Annotated in this window: 14 protein-coding genes; 4 read left to right on the plus strand and 10 right to left on the minus strand. The window is 42.1% G+C overall.

Going from position 1 to position 18035, the window contains the following annotated elements; translation table 11 throughout:
* Window positions 1-97: 97 nt before the first annotated feature.
* Window positions 98-283 (minus strand): hypothetical protein, encoded by a 186-nt coding sequence (locus AC1D7X_RS17370; RefSeq protein WP_495457599.1) that lies wholly within the window; start codon window positions 281-283, stop codon window positions 98-100.
* A 996-nt stretch (window positions 284-1279) separates the two neighbouring features.
* On the opposite strand from AC1D7X_RS17370, the gene AC1D7X_RS17375 reads away from it, so the two are divergent.
* The gene (locus tag AC1D7X_RS17375) at window positions 1280-3760 is read left to right on the plus strand and encodes an S-layer homology domain-containing protein (RefSeq protein WP_495475762.1); all 2481 of its coding nucleotides are present in this window, start codon (window positions 1280-1282) and stop codon (window positions 3758-3760) included.
* 487 nt (window positions 3761-4247) lie between these two features.
* Window positions 4248-4661 (plus strand): VOC family protein, encoded by a 414-nt coding sequence (locus tag AC1D7X_RS17380; RefSeq protein WP_495457597.1) that lies wholly within the window; start codon window positions 4248-4250, stop codon window positions 4659-4661.
* 791 nt (window positions 4662-5452) lie between these two features.
* Here the strand turns inward: AC1D7X_RS17380 and hemG are convergent.
* The 3 genes from hemG to AC1D7X_RS17395 form a co-directional block, all read right to left on the minus strand.
* Window positions 5453-6892, minus strand: coding sequence for a protoporphyrinogen oxidase (gene hemG, locus AC1D7X_RS17385; protein WP_495475763.1), 1440 nt, complete (start codon window positions 6890-6892; stop codon window positions 5453-5455).
* 221 nt (window positions 6893-7113) lie between these two features.
* Window positions 7114-8256 carry a TIGR04053 family radical SAM/SPASM domain-containing protein gene (locus AC1D7X_RS17390; RefSeq protein ID WP_495475764.1) on the minus strand — a complete coding sequence of 381 codons (1143 nt, stop codon included), beginning with the start codon at window positions 8254-8256 and terminating at the stop codon, window positions 7114-7116.
* A gap of 361 nt (window positions 8257-8617) precedes the next feature.
* The gene (locus tag AC1D7X_RS17395) at window positions 8618-9187 is read right to left on the minus strand and encodes a TetR/AcrR family transcriptional regulator (RefSeq protein WP_495457594.1); all 570 of its coding nucleotides are present in this window, start codon (window positions 9185-9187) and stop codon (window positions 8618-8620) included.
* A gap of 164 nt (window positions 9188-9351) precedes the next feature.
* On the opposite strand from AC1D7X_RS17395, the gene AC1D7X_RS17400 reads away from it, so the two are divergent.
* Window positions 9352-10314: an SDR family NAD(P)-dependent oxidoreductase gene (locus AC1D7X_RS17400; RefSeq protein ID WP_495457593.1), complete on the plus strand. Its 963-nt coding sequence runs from the start codon at window positions 9352-9354 to the stop codon at window positions 10312-10314.
* 348 nt (window positions 10315-10662) lie between these two features.
* Here the strand turns inward: AC1D7X_RS17400 and AC1D7X_RS17405 are convergent, their stop codons facing one another.
* Window positions 10663-10854: a hypothetical protein gene (locus tag AC1D7X_RS17405; RefSeq protein WP_495457592.1), complete on the minus strand. Its 192-nt coding sequence runs from the start codon at window positions 10852-10854 to the stop codon at window positions 10663-10665.
* A 207-nt stretch (window positions 10855-11061) separates the two neighbouring features.
* Between AC1D7X_RS17405 and AC1D7X_RS17410 the strand changes: the two genes are divergently transcribed.
* Window positions 11062-12177 (plus strand): copper amine oxidase N-terminal domain-containing protein, encoded by a 1116-nt coding sequence (locus AC1D7X_RS17410; RefSeq protein ID WP_495457591.1) that lies wholly within the window; start codon window positions 11062-11064, stop codon window positions 12175-12177.
* Window positions 12178-12256: 79 nt separating this feature from the next.
* Here the strand turns inward: AC1D7X_RS17410 and AC1D7X_RS17415 are convergent, their stop codons facing one another.
* The 5 genes from AC1D7X_RS17415 to AC1D7X_RS17435 form a co-directional block, all read right to left on the minus strand.
* Window positions 12257-13540, minus strand: coding sequence for an MFS transporter (locus tag AC1D7X_RS17415; protein WP_495457590.1), 1284 nt, complete (start codon window positions 13538-13540; stop codon window positions 12257-12259).
* A gap of 76 nt (window positions 13541-13616) precedes the next feature.
* Window positions 13617-14771, minus strand: coding sequence for a winged helix-turn-helix domain-containing protein (locus tag AC1D7X_RS17420; protein ID WP_495475765.1), 1155 nt, complete (start codon window positions 14769-14771; stop codon window positions 13617-13619).
* A 431-nt stretch (window positions 14772-15202) separates the two neighbouring features.
* Window positions 15203-15391: a hypothetical protein gene (locus tag AC1D7X_RS17425; protein ID WP_495457588.1), complete on the minus strand. Its 189-nt coding sequence runs from the start codon at window positions 15389-15391 to the stop codon at window positions 15203-15205.
* A 295-nt stretch (window positions 15392-15686) separates the two neighbouring features.
* Window positions 15687-16766 (minus strand): AI-2E family transporter, encoded by a 1080-nt coding sequence (locus AC1D7X_RS17430; RefSeq protein WP_495457587.1) that lies wholly within the window; start codon window positions 16764-16766, stop codon window positions 15687-15689.
* Window positions 16767-16812: 46 nt separating this feature from the next.
* Entirely contained in the window at window positions 16813-18009 is a 1197-nt protein-coding gene (locus tag AC1D7X_RS17435) for an MFS transporter (protein ID WP_495457586.1), read from the minus strand.
* Between the last annotated feature and the right edge of the window lie 26 nt (window positions 18010-18035).

Consider the following 18035-nt stretch of genomic DNA (forward strand, 5'->3'; position numbering starts at 1 on the left):
TCTGCCAATCAACATAATATCTCCATCCGTTACACATAGAGAACAAATTCTATAATACCCAGTGAGCTTGTAATTGATTACGAAGGGGTGGCTAACCCTAATCCTCAAGCTCATCAAGTTTTGCTTCCAGTTCAGCCAACTTACGATTCTCTTGATCCAATACTTCTTGAAGCCCAGCGGCTTCTGCTCGTTTCATTTCTTTTTTGACAGTCTGAATCTGTTGTTCCAAATAGTGAATATCAGCTTCAGTTCCTGAATTGTTCCAGATCTGAGAATAAGTCATTTCTAACCTCTTTCTTGTTAACGTATATTTCCAAAAGGTTCATTAGAGCTTCAGGAGCTTCTTTTTTTGTCTACACACAGGTTACCACTTACGATTCTATTCAAGCCAAGCTGATTTTCATTTATTGCGATCAAAATAGACATTACTCAAGCACCACACCACTCCGGGAGAATCTCCCTTTCTGCAGACAACAACGCGCTACTCCTCAACATTCCCCGTATATCCAAATAAAGTGATGCCACCTCTGGAATCTAACTAATTCTCTTACTTCTCCTAAAAAAGATCAAGAGTGACTTCCTGTTTAAATTTTCGCCCAGCGCTTAGAGTATTAAAATCCCTTATTCTTATGCACATACACCGATAGGAAATAAGATACCACAAACATGACAACGGTAAAAATTAATGAGGAAATCCCTACCTCAATGCCATTGAAAAACATGATCCCATATCAACCTTAGTAAAATCCACGGCAAAATCCGAAGCATCGCGTGCGTTTATCGGCCTAAAGGCACCGCATATTGCCAGAGTTTTGGTTGGAGTAAGACATCAGCGATTTGTGCAATGTCCATTTTAATCGGAGGATGCTGTTACTTCTGGCAAACCTCGGTGCGATGTTTTTTTATGTCCAAAAGTCAACACCCGCTATATATCCGTATGAACATTTAAAGGGAAACCACACCATTGTTAGATCCATCCATGTGTTGCTGTGAATTATGGATATCCATATAAATTCCATAAGAATTTTATTAAGATTTCATTAAGATATGAGGATTTAAATAATGATAGGATGATAAAGGATACTTGGTAAGTAACACAAAAAATAACTAAAAGGTAGGTTGATTAACGATCATGAACAAGAATTAGCTTAGCTTATCAGGTCTATCGCAATAGTCTCCTTCATTTATATAATACCGTGATCAGATGAGGAGCTATCAATGTTCTTGCAAACAGATAATTGTATTTTCATTAATTGGACGACCAAAAAGGAGATTACTCATGTTATTTACTATTAAACGTACAAAATGGCTGTATATTGCACTCGTTGCGTTGCTATTGTTGACCACCTGCTCTCCATTTAGCGTGGCGGCCGAATCTCCGCAACCGCAGGTAAACCAAACGGGATCTGCTACTTCTACCCAATCTTTGAACCAACAACGCTATTCAGATGTTCCAGCTACAGCATGGTACGCAGAGGCGGTTAACACTTGGGTTATGCTGGAAATCCTCAATCCAAAGCAAGGAGATAAGCTGAGTCCCCAGCTTGTTATGACACGCGGTGATTTCGCTAAGTATCTTGCGATCTCACTAGATATGTCCCCCTCCAAAAGCGCCTCAAAGTTTAAGGATATGCCTGCTGGAACCACATTAACCGGGTATGTTACCGCCCTCTATGATGCTGGGCTAACAAAGGGTTACAAAGACGGTACGTTCCGTCCGAACTCTAAAATTACAAGAGCTGAAGTGGCGAGCTTGATTGCTACGGCCAAGAAGCTGAAGCCAGAGCCGCAAGTCAGCAGCCAATTTCGTGATGTACCGCAGAAAATCTGGTATGCTGGCGCAGTAGGCGCCTTGACAAAAGCGGGTATTGCGTCTGGGAAATCGAAGGATAATTTCGCTCCAAACGCAAACATTGTGCTGGCCGAAGGGATAACTCTGCTTTATCGCTCCTTCTTCAGTCCGTCCATCATTCAAGACATTGGCACTGACGGCACAATTAAAATTGACGGGCAGACCTATCGCGCGGGCGCATCGGTTCAAGGTATTTTTCAAGCATCGAATAACGTTGCTTTGCACAATGCGGCGATCCAGTTCACCTATGTTGGAGATACGATAACGTCTGTTGAAGGGCTGATTATCGGATACAAAGACGCATTAACTGGAATGAATGCACCTATCATATTTGATGCCAAAGGCAACACCGTCAACGGAACCGTAATCGTGAGCTCCAATCAGGTTGCGTTGGCCCACTTGGAAGTTAAAGAGGATTTAAATTTGACCCCGGCCGTTCAGTCGGATTTCTTTGCCTTCAATGTGCTCGTTCAAGGCAAAACAGTTTTCCTAAAAGATAACGATCGTCCCAAATCACAGGTTACAAATATATGGTTCGAGCATAGCAATCTCGGCCAACTAAATTTATTTAACAGCGCTCTAGTGAAAAAAGTTGATATCAGTGCGGACATAACGTCCCAATCAAACTCCAAGTCAACGGGAGAAGTTCGCACCGTGGCAGATAACACATCCTATAAAAAAATTACTACCAGTACGAACAAGATGTCCCAATCAGGCTTCAAGTCAATGGTAGCAGTCAGCACTGTGGCTGATAACACATCCTTGAAAACGGTTGATATCAGTGCAGACATAACGTCCCAATCGAACTTCAAATCAATGGTAGCAGTCAGCACCGTAGCAGCGACAGATTACATATCCGTCGCCCAACAACTTTATATTGCATACTTTGGTCGTCCCGCCGATATCGAAGGCCTTGAATTTTGGAAAGGTCTCACTATTGATCATCCTGTCGATATTGCGGTTTTAAACAGCTTTCAGGCTTTCCCAGCTAGTCTGGAATATGAAGCTCAATTCGAAGATAGTACCGCCCAAATCGTTGACACCATGTACCAGAATCTATTTGGAAGACAACCAGATTCGGCAGGTCTTGCATTTTGGACAGCATCGATTGCCGCCGCAGGCACTGGTACAAACTCCACAACCGTTGGCAATTCAGCTACAGATTCGAGCCCTTTGCAACTTACTGTTGAAAACATAACTGGCACAGTTACGGCGGCGGTGAATACCGAACTCAGCGCCGATACGTCCACTACGCTTGATACACTCACCATTCAACGTGGCGTTGCCGTGGAATATTCAAGTCAAACGCCAATCGGTACGCTGATCATCGATAATAAAGATACCCTTGCCCCTTCGCTAATTAACCTAAACAACACAGCCTTTTCCGGCTTGGTGAACATAGGGCGAACGATCGTAAACGATAATGCAGGGGTTGTTAACCTGAATGTACAGGGGTTGCTCGGAACACTTCAGACAACTGGAGTCAATTCTCAGCTTGTTCTGGGAGCCTCCACTTCTATCACTAATCTGATCGTTCCATCGGGAGTAACCCCTACATCGTTTTTCGTGAATGGCAATGACTATTCTAAAGTGAAGGCTGTTAACGGACAATCAACGACACCAAACCCAACACCAAACCCAACACCAACACCAACACCAAATCCAACACCAACACCAACACCAACACCAAATCCAACACCAAATCCAACACCAAATCCAACACCAAATCCGACACCAAGTCCAACACCAAATCCAACACCAAGTCCAAATCCAACACCAAATCCAAATCCAACACCAAGTCCAAACCCAACACCAAGTCCAAACCCAACACCAAATCCGGATCCGGATCCGGAATCAGGCCCAGTCCTGGAACCGAATCCTAACCCAAATCCAAACCAAACGGTGTAATTCCTAATTTGACGATCACTACAACTTCGATCACAATCGCAAGTAGGTTTAATGGCTGGCGTCGTGAACGCCCGGGTCGCACATATGATTTCCTCTTGCACAGTGTTATGAATGAATATCGTAGATACAACTTCGATCACAAGTGCAAGCAGGTTTAATGGCTATGGCAGGTTATCACGGGCGAGACGAGCAAATCACTTAGTACGGTTCTTTTTTAGAGATTTAAAATTCATCTGTCAAATCTCGAATGTTGAATCTCTTTTTTTGCACAAATACTCACCTATTCATATATCCCCCATTCATTATTTATTTGTAGCCTGGAAAGGTACTATAAAGTGGCATCCATTCGTGGTATTCTCGAAATTAAGCGGTGCTGCTAACAGGTTTCAATTCAACCACTTTAGCGGATGAGGTTTGGAAGATCGTGATGTTATAAGTAATACTTTTAAGGCGTCGATTCTAACGATAGTAAAGGAGAGTTGTAAAGATGAGAGTTCAATTAGAGGGTATTACCATATTGTCGAATGATGTCTCGCGGTTGGCTAGTTTTTATCGTGACGTTCTGGGTTTTAATATCATTACTGATGAAGGACATTATGTTGAATTTGAAAATAACGGGGTTCGTTTTGCGATTTGCTCCAAGCCATTAATGGCAGATAATACGAACAGTCATTATTCCTTTATTGAACAAAGTAACGGTCAAGCCTTTGAACTTAATTTTCAATGTGAAACGCCAGATGATGTCTATAGAATATACCAGGAAATTATCTCAAAGGGAGCCACATCGATTACAGAGCCGAAGTCAATGGATTGGGGGCAAACCACGGGATTCTTTGCAGATCCTGACGGCAACATTCATTCCCTTTTTGCGATTAACTCTATTGTTGAAGAGCTAGCATAGGAACAGGTTATACCACCTCTCTAAAACCTAAGTGTACTTTCAAAAATATCATTGCATCACCCGCCGAAGTAATCCTTAAATACTCGATTTCTCTCAGAATCATTTGAGATATACGTTAGCAAAACATCAGAGTAGACGCCCTTTGCTTTTGGGTAGGTCTACTCTTTTTTATGTTGTATTTCTCTTGAATATGGTTTATGTTTTGATCCTTTTTCTGTATAAGTACAGCATTATGATGCTAATTTTGTGTGTGGCTAGATTCATTTTATTTTCTATTGTGAATTTTTCATATGTTGAAATATTATTTCGCAACTCTATCTTCATCTCATCCTATCATGTTTGTTTAGAAAGCCCTCATGTTATGTAATCCTCTATTATAACACTCATGTCAGAATAACTATTATTTTGAACCACTAAAATTGGCGTTGATTATTATCACGAAGCAATTAAATATACAAGTAATTTCGAAATAATCGATTCAATGCCCCTCCTCTACTAAGTAACTGACACAATCAAAAGGCCGGAATTCCTCTAGATTGAGGAATCCGGCCCTTTTTTTGTTGTGTCCAAGGAATAGCAACAAATATTCAATTGGATTATAGTAGTTGACTCAATTAACTTGTTCATTCAAATATCAACACTCTGAATCTCCTACTAATTTGAATCAACAAAAAGTTTAACGAGTCTTGTGATGTTTAAATATAGTTGAGAATTACATTTCACCTGAATTCGTGTTCATGATCCTTCAAAGGAGGAATACAAGGTTTGGTGTGTTTCAGTTCCTTTTACCCTTAATGGTGAAAGCTTGTCGCCAATTGCCGAGCAACTTTTTCCCCCTGGCCGATACAATCGGGAATGCCAACGCCGTCATACCCCGATCCACAAACCAAAAGTTGCGGATACTGCTTTTCTAGCGCCACCCGCAGATTGTGGACCCGTTCCAAATGCCCAACCGTATATTGCGGCATGGCACTATTCCATCGAGTCGTAAGTGCAAATTCAGGTTGGGCTTCAATGCCCATGATGGCTTTCAACTCCTGTTGAACGCCGTCCGCCAATTGGCTATCGCTCCAATCCACCGGAGCTTCAGCACCTAAACGTCCAATATATCCCCTTAGAAGCACCTTGTCCTGCGGTGCGGTATGGGGCCATTTGGAGGATACCCAGGTGGATGCGGTAATGAAACGACCTTCGCTTCGCGGAACAACGAAACCAGAGCCTTTCAAATCTATATCAAGCGCATCTTTCTGATATCCGAATACGACATTGGCTACCGTCACATAGGGGGTCTTCTCCAGCCCGTCGGCCTCGGGCAATCCCCCAAGTAGTTTGTAACTTTCATAAGCAGGCAACGCAAGAATAACGCCGTCTGCCACTAAGGATTGGCCGTCCTCTAGCGTGATGCGGTATTCATCCGCTTCTCGCAAAATTTTTCGTACCCCACACCCTTTCTGAATTTGCACACTGGATGCTACCAGCTCCTGCTCCAAACGTTCTACTAAGGAAGAAAGCCCGTTGCGAAAAGAAAGGAAGAAACTTTTTTGTACGATGGGCGGAAGTTCAAAGGGGAGTGGAGCAGCATGCGTTTTCCGGGGTACCTTTTTCTGGGCGAGCATCCCGAGTATCAGGCTGCGGTACTTTTGCTCCATTTCGGAAAACTGCGGAAACGTTGACAGCAAGCTTAAAGACTCGGTATCTCCTGCGTATATTCCGGCCAGAAGAGGCTCCACCAACCGGTCCAGCACCTCGCTGCCCAATCTTCTGCTAATAAAAGAACCCAACGCTTCGTCTCCGGCTTCCCGCTTGCGGGGAAGGAACAGATCCCCTGCCGCCCTGATCTTCCCTTTCATGGAAATCAGTCCGGTTTTGATAAACGGCCCGACTTCAGTCGGAATGCCGTAAGAGAGTCCCTTTGGCATTTTCGCCAGTTTCCCGTCATGCAGAATGTAATTACTTTTTGCCGCCGGGTCGGTTCCCACTAATTCGCTTTCCATCCCCAGTTCATGGATAAGCCGAATAATCGGAAGTTTCCTACCTAAGAATGAATCCGGTCCCTGTTCAATGACATAGCCATCTTTACGTGATGTGCGAATTTTTCCGCCCAAGGCATTGCTTTTTTCCACCAAAATAATGTTGGCATGAATATCCATTGATTGACACCATTTATTCACATAATACGCAGCGCTCAAACCACTAATACCGCCGCCGGCTATCACAATTCGTTTTTCCAAAACGAACAACCCCCGTTTTCTTGTACGTTAAATATCATTAAACATGGAAGAAGATGCGAACCTCGTCATGATTCATACAATTGAGGATGCTCTCCCAGACCCTATGCCGCCGAATGAGAAAGCTCGAAATATCGAATAACAGGAACAAGCTGCGTAATGAACATGGCCCAGAATCACTCCGGAATGTCATTCGACAGCTTGTTTTTCGGTTATTCATGCTTCTATTGGGACTCGGCACCTGTCAAATCACTAGCCATCGCCTGCGGGATGTATTCGCAATACGAATCACTTTCCAGATAGTCCCCCGTAAGGGCATAAGCTCGCGACCGTGAACCTCCGCAAAGTTCTTTGAAATCGCACACGCCACATTTGCCCTTAAGCAGAGATTTGTTGCGCAATTCCCGCATAACCAGCGAATTACGGTAAATATCCACCAAGGATTGCTCCCGTACATTACCGCAGACAATAGGCAAAAAGCCGCTAGGATAAACTTCGCCAATGTGACTGATAAACACAAAGCCGTCTCCATCATTAACCCCTTTGGGCGCCCGTCCCAGCAGATCCTCCCGTTTCAGGGGTTTTTCTCCCGCTCCCGCTATAGGCATTCCCGCGTTTCTACTTGCTCCCATCATAGCTTTCTTCTGCTGGAGAAAGACTCTTCGGTAGTGTGGAGCTTCCGTTGCTTTTACGCCGTACGGCATCTGGCCTTGCAACTCCGCCATCCATTTCATCACCTGCTCATGCTCTGCAGGCGAAATCATATCTTTCTCCATCCCTCGGCCTGTAGGCACCAGAAAGAAAACGCTCCACAGCACCGCGTTCATTTCCCTCGCCTTTTCCGCGATATTTGCCAAATCGTCGATATTGTACTTGGAAACAGTCGTATTGATTTGGATTGGCAGCTGCAAATCCTTTAGATATTCGATCCCTCTCATCGTCATTTCGTAGGAACCTTTTGTTCCCCGGAAATGATCGTGAATTTCCGCCGTTGAGCCGTCTAAACTAAAAGCCCACCGGGACAAGCCCGCTTCTTTCGCCTTGCGGATCGCAACTTCCGTTACCCGTGGCGTGGCGCTAGGTGTCATGGATACTGTAAGCTTTTTCTCTTCCGTTGCATATTGGATCAATTCAAACAGATCCGGTCTCATGAGCGGATCCCCACCAGTAAAAACCAACAGCGGACTATCCAAATTTGCTATATCGTCGATCAGGCGTTTGCCTTCCGTCAAAGAAAGCTGGTGCGGGTCTGCTCTATATTGAGCTTCTGCTCGGCAGTGTAAACATTTCAGGGCACACGCCCGCGTTACTTCCCAGATCACAATGAACGGTGACTGATTATAATCTCGATCTTGCCGAACGAGCATTCTCCCCATCCCTTTCTTTTTTCATGTACCAAAAATACCATAGCCCTCTCAACCCAATTGTGTTTCTCGTCACAATGTCACATTCCGTTTGCAAACCAAATAACGTCAAAAAAAGAAGTTCCCCAACATACGTATACGAAATACAGATATGATTTGATCTTTATTAATATAGACACAGCGGTTATGTTGCTAATATTGTTGTGACTAGATAGATAAATTCTGTAATCTATTGTGAAATTTTCATATGTTGAAAAACTAATCTACACTTTCACCTCCATCTTCCACCCATCTAATCCGATAACTAAGCAGCTGACACAATCAAAAGGCCGCAAGCATATGTGAAATATGCTTGCGGCCTTTATCATTCATTCATAAATATCAGATCTAGAAAAGAATCGATCAGCTGGGTGGAACTATCCAATCCTTTCTCAGATTCAGAGTGCTCTGATATATTCAGTTCCACCAGACCATGAATAAACGCGTACATGATTGCAGTGGACTGATTTGAGGATTTTCGGATATTCCCTGCCTTTTCCAGACACTTCTCTACTACCGTAAATATAACAAAAGCGGATTGAGCAATTTCCGGATACATTTCTTTATCCCATTGCTTACGGAACATCAATTGATAATGCTCTGGATTGTTAATGCCAAAATCATAATAAGTAAGCAAAATTGCATTCAAAAACGATCGTGGTTCGTTCGTGTTGTCGCTTAATTGGCGAATACTACTATTCAGTAATTCGAAATTTTCGGCTACAATGGCCGCCAGCAAGTCATCCTTATTTTTGAAATGTCTGTACAATGCACTTCGGGACAAGTTTATTTTTTGGCCGAGATCACGCATATTGATGGCATCGATTCCTTGCTGGTCAATGATTTCCCTTGTGACCTGAATCAGCTTTTGTTTGGTATCGTTATTATTTTTCATATATCCCTCTTGTGAAATAGATTCATTTTCCTTACATAAAAATTCTACCCCACTATGTTGACAAAGTCAACGTAATGAGGTTATACTCAATTCATGTTGACAGTGTCAACAAACTAAACATCCTTTTACTAACCATAACCAAGATCCTAAGGAGAGTGTATGAATTGAGTTCAGAACAACATCAAACGGTTATTATAACAGGCGGAAATACGGGATTAGGCTATGAATGTGCTAAACAGATTGCTAAATCTGACAACAACTATTATGTTGTTCTACCTTGCCGCAATGCGGCTAAAGCCAAACAAGCTGTAAATTCCCTTATACAAGAAACCCAAAACAACAACATAACCTCCATGGAATTGGATCTTTCATCTTTGGAATCCGTTAGAAATTTCATTGGAAATTTGTCCAAAATGGATCTCCCGCCCTTATATGCACTTGTATACAATGCAGGTGTACAATTTATTGATGATACACATTACACGAAGGACGGGTTTGAAAGCACCTTTGGCGTAAATCACCTTGGACATTTTCTCCTGGCTAATTTATTACTTGAACAAATGATACCTGAAGGCCGAATCGTGATTGTCAGCAGCGGAACCCATGATCCATTGAAAAAAACAGGTATGCCAGAACCTATATTCTTAAATCCTCAAACATTGGCCTTTCCTAACCCAACTAATGCAAACGAAGTAATCACTCTTATTGGCCGACGACGCTACACAACTTCCAAGCTATGTAACTTATATTTCACCTACGAGCTATCCCGCAGAATAAAACACGACACGGATAAAAAAATCACCGTCAATGCTTTCGATCCGGGAATGATGCCAGGAACGGGCCTCGCTCAAAGTTATACTCCTATTATGAAGTTGGTTTGGAACTATGTTTTGCCTGTTTTAACTTTGTTTTATCCGAATGTGAATACCGTACGCAAGTCAGGAAATGCATTAGCCAATTTGGTAACCGATAGTCAACTTGACCAGACTACAGCAAAATATTGCGAAGGCAAGAAACAAATTAAATCTTCCAATCTTTCGTATAACAATGATAATTGTAGTTCTCTATGGAAGGCTAGTGTAGAAATGTCTAAATTAACACAGGCTGAGACCATTCTGAAAGTCTGATAATATAAGAGTTGATGAATCTGGAAAAGGTCGGTTGGTAAAAGGTGCGCTATGTAAGAAGATGGAGTGATGGGATTCGTTATGAGGAAATCCTATCGCCACTGGAGAACAGAAAATACAAAGAGCCCGCGTAGCTCTTGTAATTTCACCCTTCGATGCAAGGCCATTACGGCTTCTTCCCAGGGCTCGAGGAATGGGGCTGCCGAATTTCAGTTAGAAGTTATCGTCAGACGCGCGTAATTTGTATTGATTAACGATAATAGTAAATGTAAAAAACCACTTAACCAACAGAATATTCTGCTGATTAAGTGGTTTATTGTAGAATGATATACTCGGACAGTCTATTTACTACGAATGAATAATAGCATCCACTTTTGCTTGCGGCGCCTTGTCGCAGCGTTTACATACCTTTACACCCGTCCCATCACTTGTGGTTCTTGGATAGAGTAGCTTAATTCGTGTGCTCTTACAGACTGGGCATGTACCGCGACCACGAGATGGTAAGTTCCATAGCGCATGTCCACGTTTTGTTTTCGCCATAAATATGTTCCTCCCTAAACTATGAACTTGTTTCTTATTTCAATTATGGATAAATAATCCATACCATTCAAGGTAGAGAATATGTTAAATAAATCTTTCCAAGGGTAAGAATCAGGTCTGACTCTGACTTCCATCAGGAAAGCGTTTGCAACCTTTTTGTAACCATTACCGTCTTAAATGTATATTAACTAAAGGTGGTGCAAATCTGTGTTCAACAAGAAAATAGGAATAGTCAGTTTAATGGTTGTCGTATTATCTTCTACCGTACATGTTCCACAAACACAAGCGGCGCCCGCGTTAGACACCGTACAGTTTCAAATTAACCAACATGCATATACGAATGGATCGGGACAACATTCCTTGCCTATTACTCCCTATATTCTTCAAGGCAACTCCATGGTTCCTCTTCGAGCTTTGGCCCAATCACTTGGTGCAGCCGTCAACTGGGATCAAGCTAACCAAACGGTAACATTAACAGGACAACCTTTCGGGCAGTTGAAAATGAGAGTTAACACGACGTTTGCGGTGAATGAAAATGGTGAACAGGTTGAACTTCCAGCAAGCATTAGGTTGGTACAAGGAAATCTGTTGGTTCCCGCCAAAAGTATTGCCTCTCTTATGGGAGCAACGGTGGAGTGGATCCCCTCGCCAAACACCATTACCATTTCTAAAAATATCGAAAACAGCGATAGCCTTCATTTCAACTATGACTTCAATACTGAAACAGAAGGCTGGGAAGGAGATTTTGCGGACCTTCCGGTCGATTACAACAAAGATATTTACGAATTACAACACACCAGAGAGCTTCTGCCCATTGATGGCGACAATAAAACGAATTATGGTCTTAAACTCAAAGGATCTAATCGAAGTGATGATCTATTCATGTTCCTCATTAAAAAGGTCGAGAACCTTACTCCGAATACCGAGTATCATGTCAAGCTTGATTTCAGTATGTATACTAGCGTAGCTGGTGGTTCATTTGGTATCGGGGGTGCCCCAAGCGAGTCCGTGTATGTGAAGGCAGCAGTGCTCAACAAGGAGCCTATGGCAGTTCAATTGGATGATGGCAGTGGGCTATACTACCGTATGAACATCGACAAAGGCAATCAATCCATGGGTGGCGCAGATGCAAAAGTATTGGGAAACATCACAAAGCCAGACTCCGATAAAGAAGGTTACCAACGCAAGAATTTCAGTCACACCGCTACGGTCACGACCAATGCCAATGGTGAGTTATTCCTACTTATAGGAACCGATTCTGGATTTGAAGGTCTTACAACGTTATATTACGACGATATCAAGTTAACGGCGACAGAGAAATAACGAATAAACAGATAAAAGGGGCGCACATCACGTATACATGATGTGCGCCCCTTTGTTTTGCTCCAATTTCCTCCACTACTTACTCTACTGCTGGCAGTTCCGTACTAGTTACACTAAGTTTCTTGGACTCAGGCCATAACGCTCGACGAAACAGGATCCCTCCCACGCCGATCAGGGTAATCACCAAGCCAAGAATCAAAAAGATACGGGCAGGACCGGAATGCTGAACGAACAGGCCTCCCACTAGTGGCGCTCCTATCATCACAGCACTCATCATCGTACTCTGAATCCCAAACACGCGTCCCGTCATATGTGGAGGTGTTTCTTTTTGTAGACAATAATTAAAAGTAATGATAGAGATCCCGTTGCCTGCACCCAATATAAATCCCAACAGAAGTACAGGGATCACCGTAACTCCCAACTGAAGTAGCCCTAGTCCTCCAACAGCTATGCCGATTAGTATATCCGCACTACCCATACGCCGACCATAACCCGTTTCTCGATTCGTCTTATTCATAGCCATAATCGTGATCACAGCTCCAATACCGGATGCTGCCACCATCCAGCCCAGTAGGGATTCATTATTCGGAGCAATTAGCCGAAAAAGACTGGTGAATTGAAAATCAATCATCTGAATAGCAAGTATGCTAATGAGTCCATAGAGCATCATGTTCAGTAATAGCTTACTACGAAATATAAAACTCCAGCCCTCTCTCCACATTGTGCCCAGTGGAACCCGCTCCTCTTGTGCTCCGGCTGCATGAGCCTCGTTCCCAGACTGCATATTCTTAACGGTAAGTAACAACAAAAAAGAACATACGCGCAAGCCACTATTTAGCAGAATACACCACTGCGGCGTAAGCATAGATAGTGCGAAGCCACCCAGTAATGGTCCAGCGATCTTAGATCCTTGATTAACGAGTCCGTTCAGCGAGGTTGCTTGAAGTAATTGATCTTCATGAACAATGCTACGGGTTAATGATTGCTGAGCCGGTATATTTAAGGTCGAAATAGCCGCTCGTAGCATTAGCAACGGAAGCAGCCATTGCATATTGGGAGCAAACAATACCAATAAGGTCAGGATCGCGGTGAGTAGATCGTAAATGCGCATGAGATTCAACTTATTTAGTCTGTCAGCAGCCACGCCTGCAACAGAACCAAGTAAAATGCCAGGTAGCGCCATGGATACCGGAATCAGTGCCAGCATTAGCGGACTAACTTGCCAGCGATACCCAACAAGCACTTGAATGGCCAACACGTCGAACCAATCTCCAAAGGTAGCTGTGGCGAATGCGCTATATATGCGCATGTACATTTTGTTATGAAGCAGGCTTGTTCCTACCTCTCTTGAAGCATTCATCATTCATTCCTCTAAAGTTACGAATTATAAGCGTATACAGCTCATATTTGTACTATAACGGAGGATTGTCAGAGGATTGTCAGAGGGTAGTCAGAACCTTTTGCAGTGTCCTTTCCAAGGGTTGTGCCAGTCGATTCAACCCTAATCTCTCTTGTTCTTCTTCCAACATCCTTATGTACTTACGGTTTAAGGATTCCTTGCAAGGGATCCTATTGCAATAGTATACAATACGGTGCAACGCACACAGAAGCATAGGTACGAACCCAGACATAACCAGTACCTGAAGACCCTCGTCTAACAGGCTCTCTGCTTCTTTCCATGCCTTGCTCCGCAAATTCCACAATCCCTTCACCACATTGTAACTACCGATTTCTCGTAAAAAGGGATTAACCAGCAACAGCGCATCAATTCGCTTTGCTATCTGTTCTAATTCTTCGTTCGGAGCTCCATCCACGATATGAACAAACATCTCTGTGATGGCTGTTACTGGGATGAAATACTCATATCCTGGTTCGACGATAACTTCATGTGTCAACTTTAAACGTTCCAAGGCCTTGTTCGTTTCTCCTGTAAGCGTATATAAATCTAGTATATTAAGAATCTCCAACTCCTTGTGCTGGGAAGCAGATAATAGATTGCTCTTAAGTATATGTTCACAGAAAGATAGCTTTGTCTTGGGATCACCGCTGTACATATAAAACAGCAGTAACCAGTACAATCTTTCATCAAATCCCACCTCATCCGTATTCAACAGCCACTCCAAATCACCTTGTACAAAATGAATACATATTGAATAGAATGGGTCCATCTCATAGCCCAGTATGTCCTGCTGGCGGGCAAGAGTCAGCATCGAATACCCTTGACCATATCGATGGTATTTCCCTAACACTTCCATCATTGTCTCGTGCAGTTCTGTATCCTTTATTGTTGGATTGGCTAACTTCATTGCGGTATAATCTTGTACGCACAGACTATACCCGATGCCTCGAACTGTCTTAAGTTCCAATCTTTTCAGAGCTCCTAGCTTTTTGCGCAGACGATAAACATGATCATCGACCGTTCGCTCTACGGGATATTCTAGTGGCCACACTTTCTCTAAAAGTTGGTCTCGGCTAAACACAAGTCCCCTATTTCGATGTAGAAACTGAAGGAGAGCAAATTCCTTAGGTAACAATTCTATCTCTAGGCTCTCTGCAATCAACTTATATTCATTTTCGTGAAATTCCAGATACATGTAGTAACCTTCTTCCTAACCGTTTCATCCTACACACATTATAACAGCCAACCATATCTATGAAAGGAACTAAATTTGCTAGGAACAGCGATGTGACCAGTAGATAGTAGTAAGGTTATTGGGAAACGTGGTCGTGTACGGGGCACAATAAGACATCGCATGAGCGATGCCTTGGGTCAGAAGATGTATTAATTATCGGATGGGAACCCTCAATGGACCCTCATGTGTATGTGCGTGGAGTCTTTATAAAAACGTCTTGTTATACCTGTGGAAGCAATCGTTGCTGCACCAAGCTTATGTTTAGTATATCTGATTAACGTGGTTAATGGATTATTAATCTCAATTTTTTACGAAAATACTCAAAAAAAAAGATACCTCGTTGCACTAAATGCATGAACCATTTAGCACAACGGGTATCCTACAGCAGGATTTCACTTTGTTGATGCATCTACTTTCGCTTGTGACACCTTGTCGCAACGCTTACACACCTTAATCGATGTTCCCGCTGTTGTTACTCTTGGATAAAGCAGCTTAATTCGCGTACTATGGCAGATTGGGCATGTGCCACGTCCTCGTGATGGTAGAGTCCAAAGTGCATGTCCACGTTTTGTCTTTGCCATGAATAAATTCCCCATTTCAGTAATTTCAATTTCTAAATGATAGAACAACGAACGATATAGAATGATGCATTAGTCTATTGCTATCACTTTATCGATCGAACAGTCCGTCGTGTCCGTCACACAACTTATGTTTTCTATCTATTTATATGTAGCCTATAGAAGACTTATGATCTTGTTCATTTCACATTTTAGCCGTTAATTATCCCAACACCAAAGAAGAGAAGCCGCTTATGCGACTTCCCCTCTCTAATATTAAAGTTATTACTCGAACAACCTAAATATCCTATCAACTGGTTTAAGCATCTTCCCACTTCTGTTTAACGAAAAGCTCATACAACTTCACAACGATGATTTTGACAATCATATATACGGGAATAATGACGATCATACCAATAATACCGAAAGCATCACTAGCAACCATGACTAGGATAATCGTCGTCAGAGGATGAATATCTAACTGTTTACCAAAAATATACGGTGATATTAAATTATCCTGAACTTGTTGTGCAACTAAGATCACCACTAACGACCAGATCGCAACTGAAGGTGATTCAATCAAGCCAATAATGACAATCGGGATCGCAGAGAGAATTGCTCCAATGAATGGTATGAAGTTCATAATAACAGATATCACTGTCAACAGAAGCGCATACGGTAGACCAATAATAAGGAATCCAATATACATTAGAACACCAAGCGCTACATTGACGACAACCCTACCCACGATGAATCCACTAAGGGCATGATCAATATCTTTCATAACTTTACGACCTTCATCACGAAAACGCTTGGGCATGAAACTTACTATTTTCCGTCCAAACTTGTCTCCCTCTTTCAACATGTAGAACAGAAGAATCGGAAAGGTCAATATAATGACTGCGAAATTGGAAACGAAAGAAAACATGCCTGCCACGTAATTAGACAATAGCGAGAATCCTTTGTTCAGATATTCAGTCAACTGAGTTAAAGGACTTGTATCCTTTGGAAGTATCGATGCTAGAAATCCATTCTGTTCTAATTCTTCTAACTTATTACCAAAAGAAATTAGCAAATTCGGAGCATTATTTACTAAATTGTAAAATTGAGTACGTAATAATGGAAACACTACAATAATAAATATGGTGATTAGGATAGCAAACACTAAATAAATAATTAGAATAACCAATGACCTATTTAGTTTTGGACGTTCCAACTTATTCACTAGCGGGCGTAATAGGTAATAACAAAAGGTGGCTAACATTAATGGAATCATAATAATACTCATCAACGAGAGCAAAGGTGTAAAGATGAAATCCACAAGCGATCCCAGATATATAATGATGAATATCAAGACAACCGCAATGCATAATTTGATGAATTTATTCAATGATCTCAATTATTCTCCTCCATTTCATAACGTTGACCACTAAAGATTACGAAAGTTAACTAGTGGATTCAGATACTCTACCTCTTCTTCCTTTCAACGATAATACGAAACATAACATTAAGACAATCGCGGCTGATACATAAGGAAAATTAATATCTAAGTCGAATAAAAATCCTGCAACGATAGGTCCAGCAATATTCCCAAGACTTGTATAAGCCGAGTTCAGACCCGCTACATACCCTTGTTGTTCAGGGGCAACTTTAGACATTTGTGTGCTTATAGCTGGACGTAATACATCCATTGCTAAGAAGACAATAAACGTAACTACAACAATCAACCAATACTTGTGTACAAAAAGAGTTAAGAGTACGAATATGCTTGACATAATCAAGCTAAAGGAGATTACATTCTTCTCTCCAAATCGATTCAATATCCATCCGAATACGGTCGCTTGTACAACAGCACCAGATATGGACCCAAACGTAATAATATAGGCGATATCTTTGGGTGTGAAACCGAACTTGTGATCAACAAACAGACCAAAAACAGTCTCATAGTTCGCTAACCCGAAAGATGCAACAAATACAATGATTAAACTTAAAAAGTAAGGTTCTTTATAGGAATGTAACAACTGAACAGAAAGGCTTTCTCTTTTATCTGTCTTTATGACTTTCTTACGTTTGTCTGCTGGTAAGGATTCAGGTAAAATAAGTGCAGTAACTAATGCTGCTACAGCACCTGCTATAGCTGCTGCATAGAAAGGAACTCGTATACCATACTCGGCTAAAATTCCTCCGATCCCTGGACCGATGATGAACCCCGTTGTAATAGCTGCCGTAATGAAGCCCATCCCTTTAGCCCGTTCTTCATCTGAAGTAACATCGGCGGTATATGCCATGACTGCTGGCATAATGCACGCTGCCCCGATTCCCCCAAGAAATCTAGCTAAAAAAAGTAAATAAGTCGAACTAACCGATCCAAATAACCATTCGGATAATGCAAAGATAATCATCCCTAACACAATAATTTTTTTCCGTCCCCATGTATCTGATATTCTACCAGCCATTGGCGAGAACAATAATTGTGTTAACGAAAATGCTGCAACAAGCATTCCAATAATACTTCCACTAATATGTAGTTCCGTCATATAAGTAGGCATGATGGGTACAACTAAACCGATACCTGTAAAAACTAGAAAAATGTTAACCATCAGGAGCAATAGTGCGCCCCTATTTCTTAATAATAATGTCATATAAATAATCCCCCGAAATATCGTTT

Source organism: Paenibacillus sp. Y568 (assembly GCF_059445545.1).

Coding starts and splice junctions, on each gene's coding strand:
- AC1D7X_RS17420 (WP_495475765.1), bottom strand. CDS start 14,771: ATGTATCTGGAATTTCACGAAAATGAATATAAGTTGATTGCAGAGAGC.
- AC1D7X_RS17395 (WP_495457594.1), bottom strand. CDS start 9,187: ATGAAAAATAATAACGATACCAAACAAAAGCTGATTCAGGTCACAAGG.
- AC1D7X_RS17380 (WP_495457597.1), top strand. CDS start 4,248: ATGAGAGTTCAATTAGAGGGTATTACCATATTGTCGAATGATGTCTCG.
- AC1D7X_RS17370 (WP_495457599.1), bottom strand. CDS start 283: ATGACTTATTCTCAGATCTGGAACAATTCAGGAACTGAAGCTGATATT.
- AC1D7X_RS17375 (WP_495475762.1), top strand. CDS start 1,280: ATGTTATTTACTATTAAACGTACAAAATGGCTGTATATTGCACTCGTT.
- AC1D7X_RS17405 (WP_495457592.1), bottom strand. CDS start 10,854: ATGGCGAAAACAAAACGTGGACATGCGCTATGGAACTTACCATCTCGT.
- AC1D7X_RS17425 (WP_495457588.1), bottom strand. CDS start 15,391: ATGGCAAAGACAAAACGTGGACATGCACTTTGGACTCTACCATCACGA.
- AC1D7X_RS17390 (WP_495475764.1), bottom strand. CDS start 8,256: ATGCTCGTTCGGCAAGATCGAGATTATAATCAGTCACCGTTCATTGTG.
- AC1D7X_RS17415 (WP_495457590.1), bottom strand. CDS start 13,540: ATGATGAATGCTTCAAGAGAGGTAGGAACAAGCCTGCTTCATAACAAA.
- AC1D7X_RS17435 (WP_495457586.1), bottom strand. CDS start 18,009: ATGACATTATTATTAAGAAATAGGGGCGCACTATTGCTCCTGATGGTT.